General features: G+C 52.1%; 14 protein-coding genes. 7 read left to right on the plus strand and 7 right to left on the minus strand.

Annotated features, from left to right (window positions below):
* Nucleotides 1-45 precede the first annotated feature (45 nt).
* Both LX66_RS06300 and LX66_RS06305 read left to right on the plus strand, forming a co-directional pair.
* Nucleotides 46-2,940 carry a M16 family metallopeptidase gene (locus LX66_RS06300; protein ID WP_244620313.1) on the plus strand — a complete coding sequence of 965 codons (2,895 nt, stop codon included), beginning with the start codon at nucleotides 46-48 and terminating at the stop codon, nucleotides 2,938-2,940.
* 143 nt (nucleotides 2,941-3,083) lie between these two features.
* Entirely contained in the window at nucleotides 3,084-3,644 is a 561-nt protein-coding gene (locus LX66_RS06305) for a L,D-transpeptidase family protein (protein ID WP_158642551.1), read from the plus strand.
* A 12-nt stretch (nucleotides 3,645-3,656) separates the two neighbouring features.
* On the opposite strand, the gene LX66_RS06310 is transcribed toward LX66_RS06305, so the two are convergent.
* The 4 genes from LX66_RS06310 to LX66_RS06325 form a co-directional block, all read right to left on the minus strand.
* On the minus strand, nucleotides 3,657-4,598 hold the full coding sequence (locus tag LX66_RS06310; protein WP_145711028.1) for an alpha/beta hydrolase: 942 nt from the start codon (nucleotides 4,596-4,598) through the stop codon (nucleotides 3,657-3,659).
* 129 nt (nucleotides 4,599-4,727) lie between these two features.
* Nucleotides 4,728-6,641, minus strand: a complete 1,914-nt coding sequence (gene acs, locus LX66_RS06315) for an acetate--CoA ligase (protein ID WP_145711029.1) — start codon at nucleotides 6,639-6,641, stop codon at nucleotides 4,728-4,730.
* A gap of 48 nt (nucleotides 6,642-6,689) precedes the next feature.
* The gene (locus LX66_RS06320) at nucleotides 6,690-7,847 is read right to left on the minus strand and encodes a tetratricopeptide repeat protein (protein ID WP_145711030.1); all 1,158 of its coding nucleotides are present in this window, start codon (nucleotides 7,845-7,847) and stop codon (nucleotides 6,690-6,692) included.
* Between the two features lie 125 nt (nucleotides 7,848-7,972).
* Nucleotides 7,973-8,266 (minus strand): hypothetical protein, encoded by a 294-nt coding sequence (locus LX66_RS06325; protein ID WP_145711031.1) that lies wholly within the window; start codon nucleotides 8,264-8,266, stop codon nucleotides 7,973-7,975.
* Between the two features lie 446 nt (nucleotides 8,267-8,712).
* On the opposite strand from LX66_RS06325, the gene LX66_RS06330 reads away from it, so the two are divergent.
* Both LX66_RS06330 and LX66_RS06335 read left to right on the plus strand, forming a co-directional pair.
* The gene (locus LX66_RS06330) at nucleotides 8,713-9,339 is read left to right on the plus strand and encodes a helix-turn-helix domain-containing protein (protein WP_145711032.1); all 627 of its coding nucleotides are present in this window, start codon (nucleotides 8,713-8,715) and stop codon (nucleotides 9,337-9,339) included.
* Between the two features lie 195 nt (nucleotides 9,340-9,534).
* On the plus strand, nucleotides 9,535-10,056 hold the full coding sequence (locus tag LX66_RS06335; RefSeq protein ID WP_145711033.1) for a hypothetical protein: 522 nt from the start codon (nucleotides 9,535-9,537) through the stop codon (nucleotides 10,054-10,056).
* Between the two features lie 5 nt (nucleotides 10,057-10,061).
* On the opposite strand, the gene LX66_RS06340 is transcribed toward LX66_RS06335, so the two are convergent.
* A complete protein-coding gene (locus LX66_RS06340; RefSeq protein WP_145711034.1) occupies nucleotides 10,062-10,580 on the minus strand; it encodes a 5' nucleotidase, NT5C type in 519 nt (172 codons plus the stop codon).
* 105 nt (nucleotides 10,581-10,685) lie between these two features.
* Between LX66_RS06340 and LX66_RS06345 the strand changes: the two genes are divergently transcribed.
* Both LX66_RS06345 and LX66_RS06350 read left to right on the plus strand, forming a co-directional pair.
* Nucleotides 10,686-11,432 carry a DeoR/GlpR family DNA-binding transcription regulator gene (locus tag LX66_RS06345; RefSeq protein WP_145711035.1) on the plus strand — a complete coding sequence of 249 codons (747 nt, stop codon included), beginning with the start codon at nucleotides 10,686-10,688 and terminating at the stop codon, nucleotides 11,430-11,432.
* A 36-nt stretch (nucleotides 11,433-11,468) separates the two neighbouring features.
* Nucleotides 11,469-12,602, plus strand: coding sequence for an MFS transporter (locus LX66_RS06350; protein ID WP_244620314.1), 1,134 nt, complete (start codon nucleotides 11,469-11,471; stop codon nucleotides 12,600-12,602).
* A 97-nt stretch (nucleotides 12,603-12,699) separates the two neighbouring features.
* On the opposite strand, the gene LX66_RS06355 is transcribed toward LX66_RS06350, so the two are convergent.
* The gene (locus LX66_RS06355) at nucleotides 12,700-13,044 is read right to left on the minus strand and encodes a type II toxin-antitoxin system HicB family antitoxin (protein ID WP_145711037.1); all 345 of its coding nucleotides are present in this window, start codon (nucleotides 13,042-13,044) and stop codon (nucleotides 12,700-12,702) included.
* A 21-nt stretch (nucleotides 13,045-13,065) separates the two neighbouring features.
* A complete protein-coding gene (locus LX66_RS06360) occupies nucleotides 13,066-13,323 on the minus strand; it encodes a type II toxin-antitoxin system HicA family toxin (protein WP_145711038.1) in 258 nt (85 codons plus the stop codon).
* A 184-nt stretch (nucleotides 13,324-13,507) separates the two neighbouring features.
* Here LX66_RS06360 and carB point away from each other — a divergent pair, with 184 nt between their 5' ends.
* The gene (carB, locus tag LX66_RS06365; protein ID WP_145711039.1) at nucleotides 13,508-16,324 is read left to right on the plus strand and encodes a carbamoyl-phosphate synthase large subunit; all 2,817 of its coding nucleotides are present in this window, start codon (nucleotides 13,508-13,510) and stop codon (nucleotides 16,322-16,324) included.
* Nucleotides 16,325-16,743: the final 419 nt, after the last annotated feature.

Here is a 16,743-nt window from a genome sequence, read left to right on the forward strand (position 1 = left end):
ACTATTTTTAAAAGAGTCCTTCTCTTATTGCTATTGTCCTGTACCTTGCACGTTGCACATGCGCAGGATAAATACCAATGGAAGGAAGGCAGCTCCGGGGGCTATACTTACCGGTACGTTACCGACGACCCCATGCAGGCCCGCTTCTATACCCTGAAAAACGGGCTCACCGTTGTGCTGAGCGTTAACAAAAAAGAGCCCCGCATACAGACCCTGATAGGGGTACGCGCCGGCAGCAACAGCGATCCCGCAGACCATACCGGCCTGGCGCACTACCTGGAACATCTCCTGTTCAAAGGCACCAACAAGTTCGGTTCCCTGGACTGGGAGAAGGAAAAAGCCTATCTCAGCGAGATAGAAGGCCTGTATGATACCTATAACCACACCTCCGGCCCCGATGCCCGTAAAGCCGTTTATCACCGGATAGACAGCGTATCCGGCCTGGCCGCCAAATATGCCATTGCCAACGAGTACGATAAAATGATGACCGGCATGGGCGCCCAGGGCACCAACGCCCACACCTGGGTAGAGGAAACCATCTACGAAGAGGATATTCCTTCCAACGCCGTTGATAAATACCTGGCTGTACAGGCAGAGCGCTTCCGCGAACCCGTGTTCCGCCTCTTCCACACAGAACTGGAAGCCGTGTACGAAGAAAAGAACCGCGGCCTGGACAATGATGGCCGCAAGATGTATGAAACCATGCTGGCGGCGCTGTTTCCCACCCACAACTACGGGCAGCAGTCCACCATCGGCACCATAGAGCACCTGAAGAATCCCAACCTGAAGGTCATCAGGGATTTCTACGACGCCTACTACGTGCCCAACAACATGGCCATTGTAATGGCGGGCGACTTTGATCCCGATTACGTGATCAAAAAGATAGACGAAGATTTTGCCTACATGCAGCCCAAACAGGTGCAGGAATATAAAGCCCCGCAGGAAAAGCCCATCGAGGCGCCCATTGTGAAAGAGGTGTTTGGCCCCGATGCGGAGAACGTATTCCTGGCCTTCCGGATGCCGGGTGCGCTGGATGCCCGGTCCGCCGTGCTGCTGAATGTAATGGGACAGATACTGAACAACGGCAAGGCCGGCCTGCTGGACCTGAACATCAACAAGCAGCAGAAGGTGCTGAATGCCGGCGTAGGACAGTTGCCCTGGAAAGACTACACCGTTTTCTACCTCAGCGGCAAAGCCAAGCAGGGGCAAACACTGGAGGAAGTGAAAGACTTGCTGCTGGGACAACTGGAAATACTGAAGAAAGGCGAGTTTGACGAGACCCTGGTAAAAGCCATCGTGAACAATGCCAAGCTCTCCGAGCTGCAGGGCCTGGAAAGCAACAATAACCGCGCTAACGCCATCATGGACGCCTTTATCAAGCACCGCGGCCAGCAATGGGAACATGACGTGGAAATGGTAGATGCCATGGGCCAGGTTACCAAACAGCAGATCGTGGATTTTGCCAATAAATACATCGGCGATAATTATGTGCTGGTCTACAAGCGCAAGGGCGAGGACAAGAACATCCAGAAGGTGGAAAAGCCGGCCATTACACCGGTGGCGGTGAACCGTGAAGCACAGTCCCCCTTCCTGCAGCGCATTGCCGCCATGCCGGCCACCCCGGTAAAACCGCAGTGGCTGGACTATGACAAGGACATACAGAAAAGCAAGATAGGCCCCGCCGAAATGCTGTATGTACAGAACAAGAACAACGAACTGTTCCGCCTGTACTACCGTTTTGACATGGGCGCCTGGAATAATAAAAAGCTGCCCATGGCTGCGCAGTACCTGCAGTTCCTGGGCACGGACAAGTATACCACGGAAGAGATCAGCAAGGAGTTTTACAACATTGCCTGCAACTTTAACGTGGCCTCCGGTACGGATGTAACTACCATCACCATTTCCGGCCTGCAGGAAAATTTTGACAAGGCGGTAACGCTGTTCGAGCACCTGCTTACCCACTGCCAGCCCAATGAGGAGGCGCTGGCCGCTTTAAAAGGCCGCCTGCAGAAAGCCCGTACAGACAATAAGCTCAGCAAAGTGGCCATCATGCGCGGCCTGGTGCAGTACGCCATGTACGGCCCCCGGAACCCGTACAATAATCAACTGAGCCAGCAGGAGCTGGAGGGGCTCACCTCCAAAGAGCTGGTGGATATGCTGCACCAGTTGCCCTCCTACAAGCATACCGTGATCTACTACGGCCCGCAAACGCTTGCTGCCGCAGCAGATGCCGTGAAGCAACTGCATACCATACCGGCGGCATTTACCGCTGCGCCCAAGCCCGTAACATTTGCCAAGAGCAGCCAGGCAAAGAACCAGGTGCTGTTTGCAGACTATGACATGGTACAGGCAGAGGTGAACTGGTTGCGCAATACCGGCGGCTATAACCCCTCCAACACGGCGGTGATAGACCTGTTCAATAACTACTTTGGCGGCGGCATGGGCTCCATTGTGTTCCAGACCATCCGTGAATCCAAAGCCCTGGCCTATTCCACCTACGCGTTCTACGTAACGCCCGATAAAAAGGAAGACCGCTATTCCGTAGTGGCCTATGTAGGCAGCCAGGCCGATAAAATGAACGAAGCCATTGGCGGGATGAACGAGCTGCTGAACGATATACCCCGCTCCGACAAGCTGCTGGAAACAGCCAAGGAAAGCATGAAGCAGAATATAGAGACCGAGCGCATTACCCAGGACGGCATCATCTTCAGCTACCTGGCCGCGCAGAAACTGGGCCTGAGCACCGATTACCGCAAACAGGTATATGCTGCGATCGATAACCTGGGCTTTGACCAGGTGAAACAATTCCATGACCAGAACCTGGCCAACAAGCCCTACACCTATTGTGTGCTGGGCTCTGAAAAGCGGATCAGCATGGACGACCTGAAAAAGTACGGTGAAGTGAAGAAAGTTTCACTGGAAGAATTGTTCGGGTACTAGGGAAAGCTAAAAGCATAAAGCAACGAAGCTGAAAGCTAATGGAGCAAATCGCTCACAGGCTTTCAGCTTCGTTGCTTTTAGCTCACACGCACAATAAACCCTTAAAAGGCTCGTTATCAATAGTACTAAAAAACCCTTGTGAGATGCCGCGCTATAGCTGGTGCATATTGTTAATGCTGTTTATACCCTTATCAGGGTTTAATAATGAGAACGGGTTGTACTCCGTAAACCTGCGTGCTGCCAACATTGATGCAGACAAAGTATTTTTATTGATAGACAAAAGCGATTACCGCCTGTATCTTTATGAAGATGTGACCCTGCGCAAGATCTACAAAGTGGTGTTCGGCAGCCGCAACCTGGCGGACAAACTGATGCAGGGCGACCGCAAAACACCGGAAGGCACTTTCCATATTACCAGCAAGCGGTATGACGGACGCTGGAGCCGTTTCCTGCTGCTGGATTACCCGAACGAAACCTCCTGGGCCAAGTTCTACCAGCGCCAGCAACAGGGATTGGTAGGCCCTAATGCAGACATCGGCGGTGGCATAGGTATTCATGGTGTAGAGTACAGGTCCGGTATCCGCGATGTATATGTAGACCGCCGCATTAACTGGACCCTGGGCTGCATAAGCATGAAGAACCCGGATGTGAACGAACTGTATGATATCATCAAGGTAGGCACGCCGGTAGTGATACGGCGTTGATACATTTCACCGCTATTGCAGGAAGCCGCTGATGGCCGCTTTCCACTTTTCCGGCTCCCGCCGGCAGATGGAGTGGTGGCCGGCGCTGTCAAATACCACCAGCTTTTTTTGTGCGCTGCCCAGCGCCTGGTAAATGTCCCGCGTTTCGTGCTCCATGACCCGTATATCCTTTTTCCCCCAGCAGAGTAACACCGGCATTTGTATATGCGGAGCATATTGCACCGGCTGAAAACCCGGCGCCCAGAATCCCTGCTCCACACCGCCCCAGAAAGTTATGAGCTGTGCCAGGGGCGTGGGTGGCAGGTGTACGGAGCGCATACGGCTTTTTACCGCATCTGTTAAAGTAGCAAAGGGACTTTCCAGTATCAGCTTGTCCGGCTGCAGGTGGTATTCCGGCACGGCTTTCAGGATAGCGGCGGCCCCCATGCTCATGCCCCATAACACCAGCGGCCCCGCTGTACGGCTGCGCACATGCGCATAGGCCAGCTTTACCTCTTCCGCCTCTTTATACCCGATGCTGCAGGTGTAGCCTCCACTGTTGCCATGCGCGCGGAAGTCCAGCAGGAAAGTGTTATAGCCCAGTTCCCGGAAGTACCGGGCTTCAGGCAGCTTGGCGCCCTTGTTGCTGCCATAGCCATGCAGCAGTATCACGCTGCCCTTGGCCGGCTGCGCAGCCGGTATCCACCAGCCTTCCAGCGGGATGCCGTCCTGCGTTTTTAAGTGTACGGTTTCATAAGGAGCTTCCGGGAAAGCGTGTACAACGGATTTGGACAGGCGCACGCCAAACAGCACCATCCGGGTTTTTTCCCAGGCGTTCATCTGCTCCGGGCGCATGTTGGTGTGCGCGGCATCCTCGTAAAAGTGGGTGAACTTCCAGGCGTGGAAAGCCAGGATGGTGTTGGAGAAGAGGAACAGCCCCAGGAAGATTTTACCAATACGCTTCAGGAGTGGCATACAATAAAACGCTAAATGTAAAACGCTAAATGATAAATGTAAAAGTGAATGCAGCAAAGACTAAGTTACTGTCTGGTCCGCCGCATTCACTTTTACATTCGTCATTTTACATTTATGATTTGATATTCCCTACAACCTCCCCCGCTTGATCTCCTCTACCACCGCCGGGTCCAGCAGGGTAGTGGTATCGCCCAGGTTATCCATTTCCCCCTCCGCTATCTTGCGCAGGATGCGGCGCATGATCTTTCCGGAGCGGGTCTTCGGCAGGCCGCTTACAAACTGTATCTTGTCCGGTTTGGCAATAGGCCCGATGATGCGGGACACCGTCTGTATAATATCTTTTTTTGTCAGCTCCATGTCGTGCGTGAGCCGGTCGGTGATCACGTAGGCATAGATGCCCTGTCCTTTGATGTCGTGCGGGTAGCCTACCACGGCGCTTTCCACTACGCCGGCGTGCATGTTGATGGCGTTTTCCACCTCGGCGGTGCCTATGCGGTGCCCGCTTACGTTCAGCACATCGTCCACGCGGCCGGTAATGCGGTAGTAGCCGTCCTCGTCGCGCAGGCAGCCGTCGCCGGTAAAGTACAGGTTCTCGTAAGTGGCAAAGTAGGTTTTGCGGCAGCGCTCATGATCGCCGTAGGTGGTGCGTATCATGCCCGGCCAGGGGAATTTGATGCAAAGGTTGCCGTTCACGCCGTTGCCGGTTACTTCCTGCCCGTTCTCATCTACCAGCATTGGCTGTACGCCGGGCAGGGGCAGGGTGGCATAGCCCGGTTTTTCTTTGGTGATGCCGGCAATGGGCGTGATCATGATGCCGCCCGTTTCCGTTTGCCACCAGGTATCCACGATCGGGCATTTGTCTTTGCCGATGTGGGTCTTGAACCATTGCCAGGCTTCCTCGTTAATAGGCTCGCCCACGCTGCCCAGCTTCCGCAGGGAGCTGAGGTCCTTATGGTTTACCGGTCCTAGGCCAAAGCCCATCAGGCTGCGTATAGCCGTGGGGGCGGTATACAATATGTTTACGCGGTACTTGTCTGTAATGTCCCACAGCCTGCCGGCGTCCGGCCAGGTGGGAATGCCTTCAAACATCAGGGTGGTGGCCCCTGCGCTGAGCGGCCCGTACAGGATGTAGCTGTGTCCGGTGATCCAGCCGATATCCGCCGTACAGAAGTACACTTCACCGGGTTGGTACTGGAAGGTATTTACAAAAGTGTAGTTGGCATATACCATGTAGCCGCCGCAGGTATGCACCACGCCCTTGGGCTTGCCGGTGCTGCCGGAGGTGTAGAGGATAAAGAGCATGTCTTCCGCATCCATTTCCTCGGCGGGGCAGGGCGGGTTGCCCAGGGTCTCCACCTGCTTTATTTCATCTTCCCACCATACGTCCCGGCCTTTGAGCATGCTCACCGGCGTGCGGGTGCGGGTGCATACGATCACTTTCTTTACGCTGGGGCAGGCCATCAGGGCATCGTCTATCACGGATTTCAGCGGAATGTCCTTGTTACCGCGGAAAGCGCCGTCGCAGGTGATCACCAGGCTGCACTGCGCATCCTGTATCCTGTCTGCGATGGACTGTGCGCTGAAGCCGCCGAACACCACCGAGTGGATAGCGCCAATACGGGCGCAGGCCAGTACGGCAATGGCCAGCTCGGGTATCATGCCCATGTAAATACAAACACGGTCACCTTTCTGTACGCCGTTGTTCTTTAATACGGTGGCAAACTGGCATACCTTGTTATACAGGTCGCGGTAGGTAAGCACGCGGTGATGTTCTTCCGGGTCATTAGGCTCCCAGATAATAGCGGGCGTGCTGCCCAGGGAGCCCAGGTGACGGTCCAGGCAATTCTCCGTTATGTTCAGCTTACCACCCAGGAACCATTTTACGTCCGGCTGCTTAAAATCCCATTCCAGCACCTTGTCCCATTTGCGGCGCCAGTAAAAGTGGTCGGCCACATGGGCCCAGAATCCTTCCGGGTCTATTACGCTCTGTTGATAGGCTTGCTGGTACTCATCTAAGTTCTTGATCTGATACGGGTAGGCCATAGCTGCTTTGTATTTTTGTATTTACGTTGGTCATAACGGAGAGTAAATTTATTTTCTTTTCTCCATTTCTCCCAGCCGCTCCCGTACATATTTGGAAATAGCCGGGTCTTCCTCCCGGCGGGCAGCCAGCCGCAGGTAACGCTGGTAATAGCGCCTGGCTGTAAGCGGCTGGTGCAGGTGATGATCATAGATCCGGCCAATGCTGTACTGGCGCAAGGGGTTCTGGAACAGGTACCAGGCCGTATCCAGGCAGGCGGTGGCCTTTTTGTATTGATGCAGCTCCTCGTAGTTGCTGCCCATGGCGGTATAGTAGTCGTCCAGGCTTTTGGACCTGGCGCGGTCAATGCATTGCTGCAGCAGCTCGTTGCTGCAGCCGTAGTCCTTTAGCTGCGCATAGGCCATGGCTGCGTAGTAGGTAATGGTTTCCGTAGTCATATCCACTTCTTTCAGGAAATCATGTACGTGTATGCATTCCTGGTAGCGTTTGGTATAATAGCAGGCGGCGGCCACGTAGGAGCAGGCCGTTACGGAGATCACCTGCCGGTGTATGAGGTGTTGGCCCAGGGCGATGGCCCGCGGATAATCCTTCAGGTAATAGGCCGCTTTAATGGCGGGTATGATCACGCTGGTCTGCAGGGAGTCCTTGTCCAGGTAGGCGCGCAGCACGCTGTCTGCCGCCGGGTACTGCTCCCGGTCCAGCCACTCCTCGCCCAGGCGGGCCACCACTTTGCTGTCCATCGGGTTCAGCGCATAGGCCTGCTGCAGGTAGTGGAAGCCGGAGTCCGGCTGGCGGGCGGCAAAGCAGGCAAAGCTCAACTGCCGGTAGTACCGCGACTGTAATGGCTGCAGCGCTACCAGTTTCTTGCAATGGGGGATGGCCTGCAGCGGGTTGTCCTGCTGCAGGTAAATAGTAGCCAGGTACTGGTGGGCCGGTATATACAGGCTGTCCAACTGTAACACCTGCCGGTAGGTGCGGATGGTGGCCGGCCATTGCCCCCACTGGTACAGGGCATATCCCAGCAGTGACTGCTCAGCAACGTTGTCGGGCCGCACCCGGCCCTGGAGGTATTGTACCGCCTGTTCATATTGCTGGTCCTGGAACCAGCCCACTACCAGCGCTTTATCAATTGTATCCGGCGCCTGCCGCGCATAAGTGGATGTACAGCAGAGCACTGCTGCCAGCATAATAAAAAGAGATCGCATCATCCATTAAGTTTACCATAAAACTAAACATTTAGTTTTAATAAGAAAAACTTAGTTGATGTCCGGGGCCGCCAGGGTAATGAGCAGGAAACGTAGCAGGCAGGGAGCGGGTGGTAAAACAATGTGCCTCAGGTACGCGGTTTTTTGCGGTACTGCTCACAATAGTCCCACAGTTCGCGGAACACCTCGTCCAGTACCGCTATGATCTTTTCCCTTTCCGCATTGCTGAGGGCGGGCACCCGTTTTTTTTCCGCGTCAGCAGGCTTGTCTATCCCCCGCATTTTACGGTAAAAGGTAGGAACGCTCCAGGAGCATTCCTCGCACACCTTTTCGCGGAAGCGAATGGGAAAATCAATAAGGTTAGCATGGATATCCTGCAGCATGTTTACAGGTACCGGCGTCTGAGGTACTAGCTTCTTCATGGTTTGGAGGTTTTACTTGCTGTCAAAAAAAGTGTTCGGCTTTTGCGTTGATAATAAATAGGGATTAAACAATAATCACCTGCTTTAGTGTTAGCAAATATATTGATAATGATTTTAAATGCGCTGTTTTTAGTTTACAATTTTCCCCATCCGCATACCACTATTATTGCAATACCACAGCCGCTTTCAGCGCACAGCGCATTACAGTGTGGATAATTTAATTGCAGAATGCCTTTCACCGGAAATATTGCAATGGGTTGTTTTAGCAGGCCGCTCCATTCATCCCCCTCAGGCACCTTTTAGCAAACTGTACAATGGTTAAGATGATATATTTTTTATTGTTTCGAAATTTATATTTACGTAATGAAATAGAAATTATTATATTGTATTAATGATATAATATGAAAAACTGATATAAAACAAAAGAGTCAAAAAATATTTTTACCATGCAGCAAGGGTTAATCCACATGGGCCAGCGCTTGAAACAGATACTGAAGCATAAAAAAATTAAGATCGTTGACTTTGCAAGAATGGCCGGCTTCACCAACCAGATTGCGCACTACCACCTCCGCAAAAGCGATATGAAAAGATCTTCCCTGGAGCGCTTTTGTTCCCTGGTGGGCATTACGGCAGAAGAGTTTTACAACTGGAACAATGCAGTAACCTTGAAAACCGGCCAGGGGCAGGTAACCACTGTAGCCCATCACGGGCAGCGCTTTACGGAGCTCATAGAAGAAAAAGGCCTGAATAAAAGCAAGCTGGCCAGGCGCCTGGACATGAGCCGCAAAAACATGTACGACCTCTTTGAGAAAGCAGCCTTCGACCCGCTTGAAATGGAGTCGGTTACCAAAGCCCTGGAAGTAACGGAGAGCACTTTCCTGCACCCTAATATGGTAACCGACGTACGCATTGCAGATTCGGAAGAGATGCTGGCGATGCGGGAAAAATATTACCGGCTGCTGGAAGATTACAACCAACTGCTAAAACAGCACAACGCCCTGAAGGAAACCCTCGATACCTTCAAGAAGGATATTGTACAACTACGCAAACAAGCCAGGCCCAGAAAAGTATAGCCCGCACTACCACATCGTAACAAACAGGTTTATTGTAAGCATAATATTATCATATAGCTAAGTAAAATTATTATAAGATAACCTTCTGTTTAAATAGCCTTTTATATTACATTTGAGCAATCAAAATGATCTGTATTATCAAATAATCCTCTTTTTGATACATGTGGATTTGTTTTGACGCCCAAAATAATGCTTATGCGCGCTAACCCTGATTTTCCTGAAACCTGGTTTATTTCCATGTCCGTTATTGGCCGGCCCAACCTGCTGACCAGGCCCCGTTATTCCGGCATCCTGGCCCGGCAGCTCAATGACAGCCAGCAGCGGCAGGAGATCATTGTCAGGAGCCACCTGCTGCTGCCAGATCAACTGCTGCTGCTGGTGCAGCCTTTTAAAAGCCCGCTGGCCGCCTGGATGCAGTATTTTGTAAAAGATACCGCCCTGCATATCTGCGAAAGCCTGCGTACCGACATGCAGGATGAAAGAAAGGAATGGTTCAGTTTTTTTGTGAACCGCGATAATAACGGCGTTGAGGTATTCTGGCGCAATATTGAGCACCTGCCGGTGGGTTCCGAAAAGGAGTTCGAGGCATTTGAGTCCAGGATGCTGTCCGCACCTGTAAAGGCGGGCTATGTCAGCGCACCGGAATATTACCCCTACACCTGGTTCAATAACCGGGCAGGGATTGATCATACGCCGTTCCAGTTTAATGCGGACTAGCTGCTTTACAGCAGCAGCGCGCCTACCTCTTCCCAGGTGTTTACCCGTTTGTAGCCTTCCACATGTACGTTATGCGGCGCCGTGAAAAGCAGCGGCTCGCCCTTGAAGGTGCTGAGGTTCTTGATGTGATCATCTATCATATAATCCGCGTCCACAATATTCTTATAACCGCAGAAAACAATATTGTGCCAGCTTATAAAAGGGAAATGATCCTCCAGCCAGGCCAGCTTCTCTGAAAGGGATTGCGGGAACTCCATGGCTGCTGATACGATGAACACGTCATGCTTTTCCTGCAGGGCCTTTATCACCTCCTGGCTGCCGGGTATCACCGGCTTGGTCCTGAAAAAACCCGGTGTGTACAGGAACTGCCGCACCACGCCTTCCAGCGGGAAACCGGTGGTTTCCGGCTTGCCCAGCAGCGAAGCCTTTTCTACCTGTACCCCGTAACGGGCCGCGTACCAGTTGATGTACTGCTGCGTGCTGTCTGCCATAACGCCATCCATGTCAATTGCAATACGTGCCATATTTTGCTGTTTTTTGCAAAATTATGCATTAGGTTCCAACTTTTATAGTTTTTTCTATTAACTTATTGCAAACAATTACATAATTTTGCAAGAAATGGCAAGATTATGCTGAAAGAAGAGCGCCTGGACTATATCCTGAAAAAGCTGAAAGCAGATCATAAGGTATTGCAGACGGAGCTGAGCAACGACCTGCAGGTATCGGAAGATACCGTGCGCCGCGACCTGGAAGTGCTGGCGCAGAATGGCCTGCTGATCAAGGTCAGGGGCGGCGCTATTCCCCATTCCCCCCATCCGTATTCTTTCAAGGAACGTATAGGCATACACGAGGACGATAAGAAGACGATCGCGGGCAAGGCCCTTTCCTTCCTGCACGACGGGCAGACCATTATTATGGACGGCGGCACCTCTACCTACACGCTGGTAAAGATGTTCCCGCCCCAGTTGAAGATCACCGTCATTACCAACAGCGTGCCCATTGCCATGCAGCTCATGGAGCATCCCTCCACGGAAGTGATCCTCACCGGCGGCCGCGTGTTCAAGAACTCGCAGGTCACCTCCGGGCTGGATACCATCCGCATGCTGGAAAGAGTACGGGCCGATATTTGTTTTATGGGCATCTGCAGCCTGCATCCTACCGCCGGCGTTACCGGCATAGACCTGGGCGAGGCGGAGGTGAAGTACAGCATGGTGCAGGCCGGCAACCGGGTCATAGCCCTGGCCACCATCGACAAAATGGGCACGGCGGAGCCTTTCAAGGTATGCGATCTTACGGCCCTGGACACCATTATAACCGACCGGCTGGAGCCGGAATTGATACAGCCTTACGAAAAACTGGGTATTAAAGTGATATAATATAACAATATGTTGCAGTCTTTATCTCTTGAAGCAATGTCTCCAAAAAGACCCGCGCGTATAGCCGTCAGCTCCCTGTTCTTTTTAACGGGATTGTGTTTTGCCAGTTGGGCCTCCCGCATCCCGGCCATACAGCAGGCCCTGCACCTGAGCGATGGAGGGCTGGGCGGCGTATTGCTGGCCCTGCCGGTGGGCTCCATGATCTCCATGCCGGTGGCCGGCTGGCTGGTGGGGCGCTTTGGCAGCCGCCAGATCGTGCTGACAGCCGGCCTGCTGTACGCCATTGTGCTGCCCCTGCTGGGTATGGTGCAGGCGCCTTGGCAACTGTTTGCCGTCCTGGTGCTGTTTGGCTTTATGGGCAACCTGGCCAATATTGCCGTGAATACCCAGGCGGTAGCCGTAGAGGCCATGTACGGCCGCACCATCATGGCTTCCTTTCACGGACTGTGGAGCCTGGCCGGTTTTACCGGTGCCGCCATTGGCGCCTTCATGGCGGGGCAGGGCGTAGCGCCCTACCAGCATTTCCTGCTCATCACCGTCATAGGCGCTGTAATAGTGGCCGCCAGCGCCCGGCATATTGTGCCGCAGGATGTAAATACGCAGGAAGCCGGGCAGCCTTTGTTCGCCAGGCCGGACCGTTTCCTGCTGATACTGGGAATTATTGCTTTCTGCTCCATGATATGTGAAGGCACTATGTTTGACTGGAGCGGGGTGTACTTTAAAAAGGTGATCCATGCGCCGGACGGCGTTGCTGGCATCGGGTATGCCGCCTTTATGAGTACCATGGCATCTTTCCGCTTCGTGGCTGACTGGCTCACTACCCGTTTAGGCCCGCGGAAAGTATTGCTGCTGAGCGGCACGCTTACGGCCGCCGGTTTGCTGATAGCCGTGCTGCTGCCCTATTTTGCCACGGCCATTTTCGGTTTCCTGCTGGTAGGAGCCGGGGTGTCTTCCGTAGTGCCGCTGGTATACAGCGCAGCCGGCAAGTCCAAAAAGCTGTCGCCCGGTATGGCGCTGGCCACCGTATCTACCATCGGCTACCTGGGCTTTTTGGTAGGTCCGCCGCTGATAGGTTTTGTAGCGGAAGCATCCAGCCTGAGCATTTCCTTTTCCATTATCGCGGTCATGGGCATTTGCATTGCCGTGATGGGTAGCCGGATAAAGGCATAGCTGTAAAAGAACCGACAATTACGTGTAACAATTTGCATAATTCAAAAAAGTCCTGGTATTTCTGCCGGGACTTTCTTAATTATAATGTGGCAGCCTATTAGCAATTCCTTGCTACCGCCTGTTCGATGGCTTTTTGTACAAACTGGTTCAGGTTCATGCGCTGTTGCTTGGAAAGGCGAATAGCTTTCCTGTGCAGTTCAGGGGTAATGCGAATATTAAAAGATCCCTTTACTGAGCGCAATGGTTCCTTGCCAACCTGCTTACATAGTTCCAGATAATCCTCCACGGCTTCTCTAAAGGACTTATGCAAACTTTTTACACTGGAGCCTTCAAATGTAACGAGGTCATCAATCTCTTCTATTTTGCCGAAGAAAACATCATCATCTGCGCTAAAGTGTACGCTGCCAATAAAACCTTTATATTCGAGAATGTCTTTTTTCATATGAAAATAATTCAACCTGTTTCACAATAGTTTTACATTTTTCAATTCTTCAATTACCAGGTCTACTTGGTATCGTTTTAATACATTGCCGGGATGAGGTTTATGTAATCGTATAATATGTTGTGTCGTTCTGTTTATAAAAGCCACCCGCGAACCGGATGTTTTTCCCTGGCTGCTTTCCTCATAACCCCAACCAAATAAAAGCTTCACCAGTTCCGGATAAGTAAAATCTGTAGGTCGGGTCAATAGCCTTGCTATCAATTTTTCATGTTTGGACATGGGGCAATGGACTTTTCCTGCAAATTAAACTAAATGCCTCGTTTTTGCAACTAAAACTTAGTTACAAAATATTAGCACCAGATTTATTTTCTCAATACATCGAAAGCCTTATCTTTGCACGATTTTTTGGTCCCTTGTTGGCATCAAAATCAGACTGGTTTTTCATTTTCAATAGATTAAACAAATGCCAAAAGACTCATCTATCAAATCTGTCCTTATTATCGGTTCTGGTCCTATTATCATTGGTCAGGCTTGCGAATTTGACTATTCCGGCTCCCAGGCGGCCCGTTCATTGCGGGAAGAAGGGATCAGGGTGATACTGATCAACTCTAATCCGGCCACTATTATGACAGACCCTATGATGGCAGACAGGGTATACCTGCTGCCGCTGACGGTGGAAAGCATCGAGCAGATACTGGAAGAGAATCAGATAGATGCCGTGCTGCCTACTATGGGAGGGCAAACTGCCCTGAACCTGTGTAAAGAGGCCGACGAGCTGGGCGTCTGGGAAAAGTATAATGTGCGCCTGATAGGGGTGGACATTAAAGCCATTAATAAAGCGGAAGACCGCGAGCTGTTCCGCCAGTTCATGATAGAGCTGGGCATACAGGTAGCGCCCGCCAGGATCGCCAATTCCTACCTGGAAGGAAAGGAATTTGCCCAGGAAATAGGTTTCCCGCTGGTAATACGCCCTTCCTTTACCCTGGGGGGGACCGGCGGCGGCTTTGTGCACAGCAAGGACGAGCTGGACGAAGCGCTGAACCGCGGCCTGCAGGCCTCTCCCATACACGAAGTGCTGGTGGAAAAAGCCGTGCTGGGCTGGAAAGAATTCGAGCTGGAATTGCTGCGTGATGATAACGACAACGTGGTGATCATCTGTACCGTGGAGAACCTGGACCCGATGGGCGTGCATACCGGCGACTCCATTACCGTGGCGCCGGCCATGACGCTGAGCGATACGGCCTACCAGGATATGCGCAACAAAGCCATGATGATGATGCGTAACCTGGGCAACTTTGCCGGCGGCTGTAACGTGCAGTTTGCGCTGAACCCGGAGAACGAGGAGCTGATCGCTATCGAAATAAACCCCCGTGTAAGCCGTTCTTCGGCCCTGGCTTCCAAAGCCACGGGGTATCCCATTGCCAAGGTGGCCGCCAAGCTGGCTATCGGCTATACGCTGGACGAGCTGAGCAACCAGATCACCGGCACCACCTCCGCCTGCTTTGAGCCGGCGCTGGACTACGTGATCGTAAAGGTGCCCCGCTGGAACTTCGACAAGTTCAAGGGTGCAGACGAAACCCTGGGCCTGCAGATGAAATCCGTGGGCGAAGTAATGGCCATTGGCCGTACTTTCCCCGAAGCCATCCAGAAAGCCTGCCAGAGCCTGGAGAACGATGCTGTGGGCCTGGGCTACTACGGCAAGTCGCTCATGAAAAGCGAGCAATTGCTGGAAAGACTGAAGACTCCTAAATGGGACCGCATCTTCCGCATCAAGGACGCGCTGATGGAAGGCGTGTCTGTAAAGACCATCCAGCAGCTTACGAATATTGACCGCTGGTTCCTGTACCAGATCAATGATATTGTGAACCTCGAAAAGCAGTTGCAGGAGCATGACCTGGAATCCGTGCCGGCCACCCTGCTGCGGGAAGCCAAGCAAATGGGCTTTTCCGACAAGCAACTGTGCTACCTGTTCGGCAACTGCGAGGAAGAGGACGTATATGAAAAGCGCAAGTCACTGAACATTGTGCGCACCTACAAAATGGTGGACACCTGCAGCGCGGAGTTTGAAGCGAAAACACCGTACTTCTACTCCACTTTTGATACGCAGAACGAGAGCATCCCTTCCGACCGGAAGAAAGTGATCGTGCTGGGCTCCGGTCCTAACCGCATCGGGCAGGGGATTGAATTTGACTACTGCTGTACGCACGGCCTGCAGGCCATCCAGGAATGCGGTTACGACGCTATCATGGTGAACTGTAACCCGGAAACCGTGTCCACAGATTTTGACATGGCCAACAAGCTGTACTTCGAGCCGGTGTTCTGGGAGCACCTCTGGGAGATCATAGAGCTGGAGAAGCCGGAGGGCGTAATTGTGCAGTTGGGCGGGCAAACAGCGCTGAAGCTGGCCAAGCGCCTGCAGGAAAAAGGCATCCGCATCATCGGTACTTCGTTTGACAATATGGACATTGCGGAAGACCGCGGCCGCTTCTCCGACCTGCTGAAAGACCTGGGTATTCCTTATCCTAACTACGGCACCGCCTATACGACAGATGAGGCGCTGGATGTAGCCAAGGAAGTAGGCTACCCGGTGCTGGTGCGCCCCAGCTATGTACTGGGCGGACAGCGCATGCGTATCGTGATCAATGAAGAGGAGCTGGAAAAAGCCGTGATCAGCCTGCTGAAGCACCTGCCGGGCAACAAGATACTGATAGACCACTTCCTGGACCGCTGCCAGGAGGCCGAGATAGACGCTATTTTTGACGGCGAGGAGTTTCACGTGATGGGCGTAATGGAGCACATTGAGCCTGCCGGTATTCACAGCGGCGACAGTAACGCCGTGCTGCCGGCCTTTAACCTCACTCCCCTGGAAGTGACCACCATGGAATATTACGCGGAGAAAATAGCCCGTGCGCTGGATATCCGCGGACTGATAAACATCCAGTTTGCCGTGAAGGGCGGAAAGGTATACGTAATAGAGGCCAACCCCCGCGCTTCCCGCACCACGCCTTTCATTGCCAAGGCTTACCAGGTGCCTTACCTGAACATTGCCACCAAGGTAATGCTGGGCGCCAACAAGCTGAAGGACTTTACCATGGAGAAGAAGCTGGACGGCTTTGCCATTAAGGAGCCGGTGTTCTCCTTCAACAAGTTCCCGGGCGTGAACAAGGAGCTGGGACCTGAAATGAAGTCAACGGGAGAGGCTATACGCTTTATCAGGGACCTGAGGGATCCTTACTTCCGGCAACTGTACAAAGAGAAGAGCATGTACCTGAGTAAGTAGGAAGTACGAGGTCAGAAATAGGCAGTAAGAAAAGTAAAAATAAAAAAGCTGAAAGCAGGTGAGCCATCCGCTCCGGTTGCTTTCAGCTTTTTTTGCTTAATGCATTTAGCATAAAAAAATCAGAGCCTGATAAAAATCAGGCTCTTTCTTTTCCCTCAAAATAACCATTAAAGACACGACTATTTACAATAAAATAGCGTGACCGGTAATGCAGTTTACTATAAATATTATAATTTAAAAAGATGTTAACTAATCAATAACAGATTCAAAAAAATTAAAATTGAAATTAATTGCTTATTATTCATATATAAATAGTAATATTTTTAATATGTTAACGCCCGTTTTCGGAATTTCCCTGGATCGCCCCTTTTTGCACCGTTAACACATGATAAACATTTTTTAAGTAAGCGGGCCCTAAA

The sequence above is a fragment of the Chitinophaga japonensis genome (genome assembly GCF_007830125.1).
Lineage (GTDB): Bacteria > Bacteroidota > Bacteroidia > Chitinophagales > Chitinophagaceae > Chitinophaga > Chitinophaga japonensis.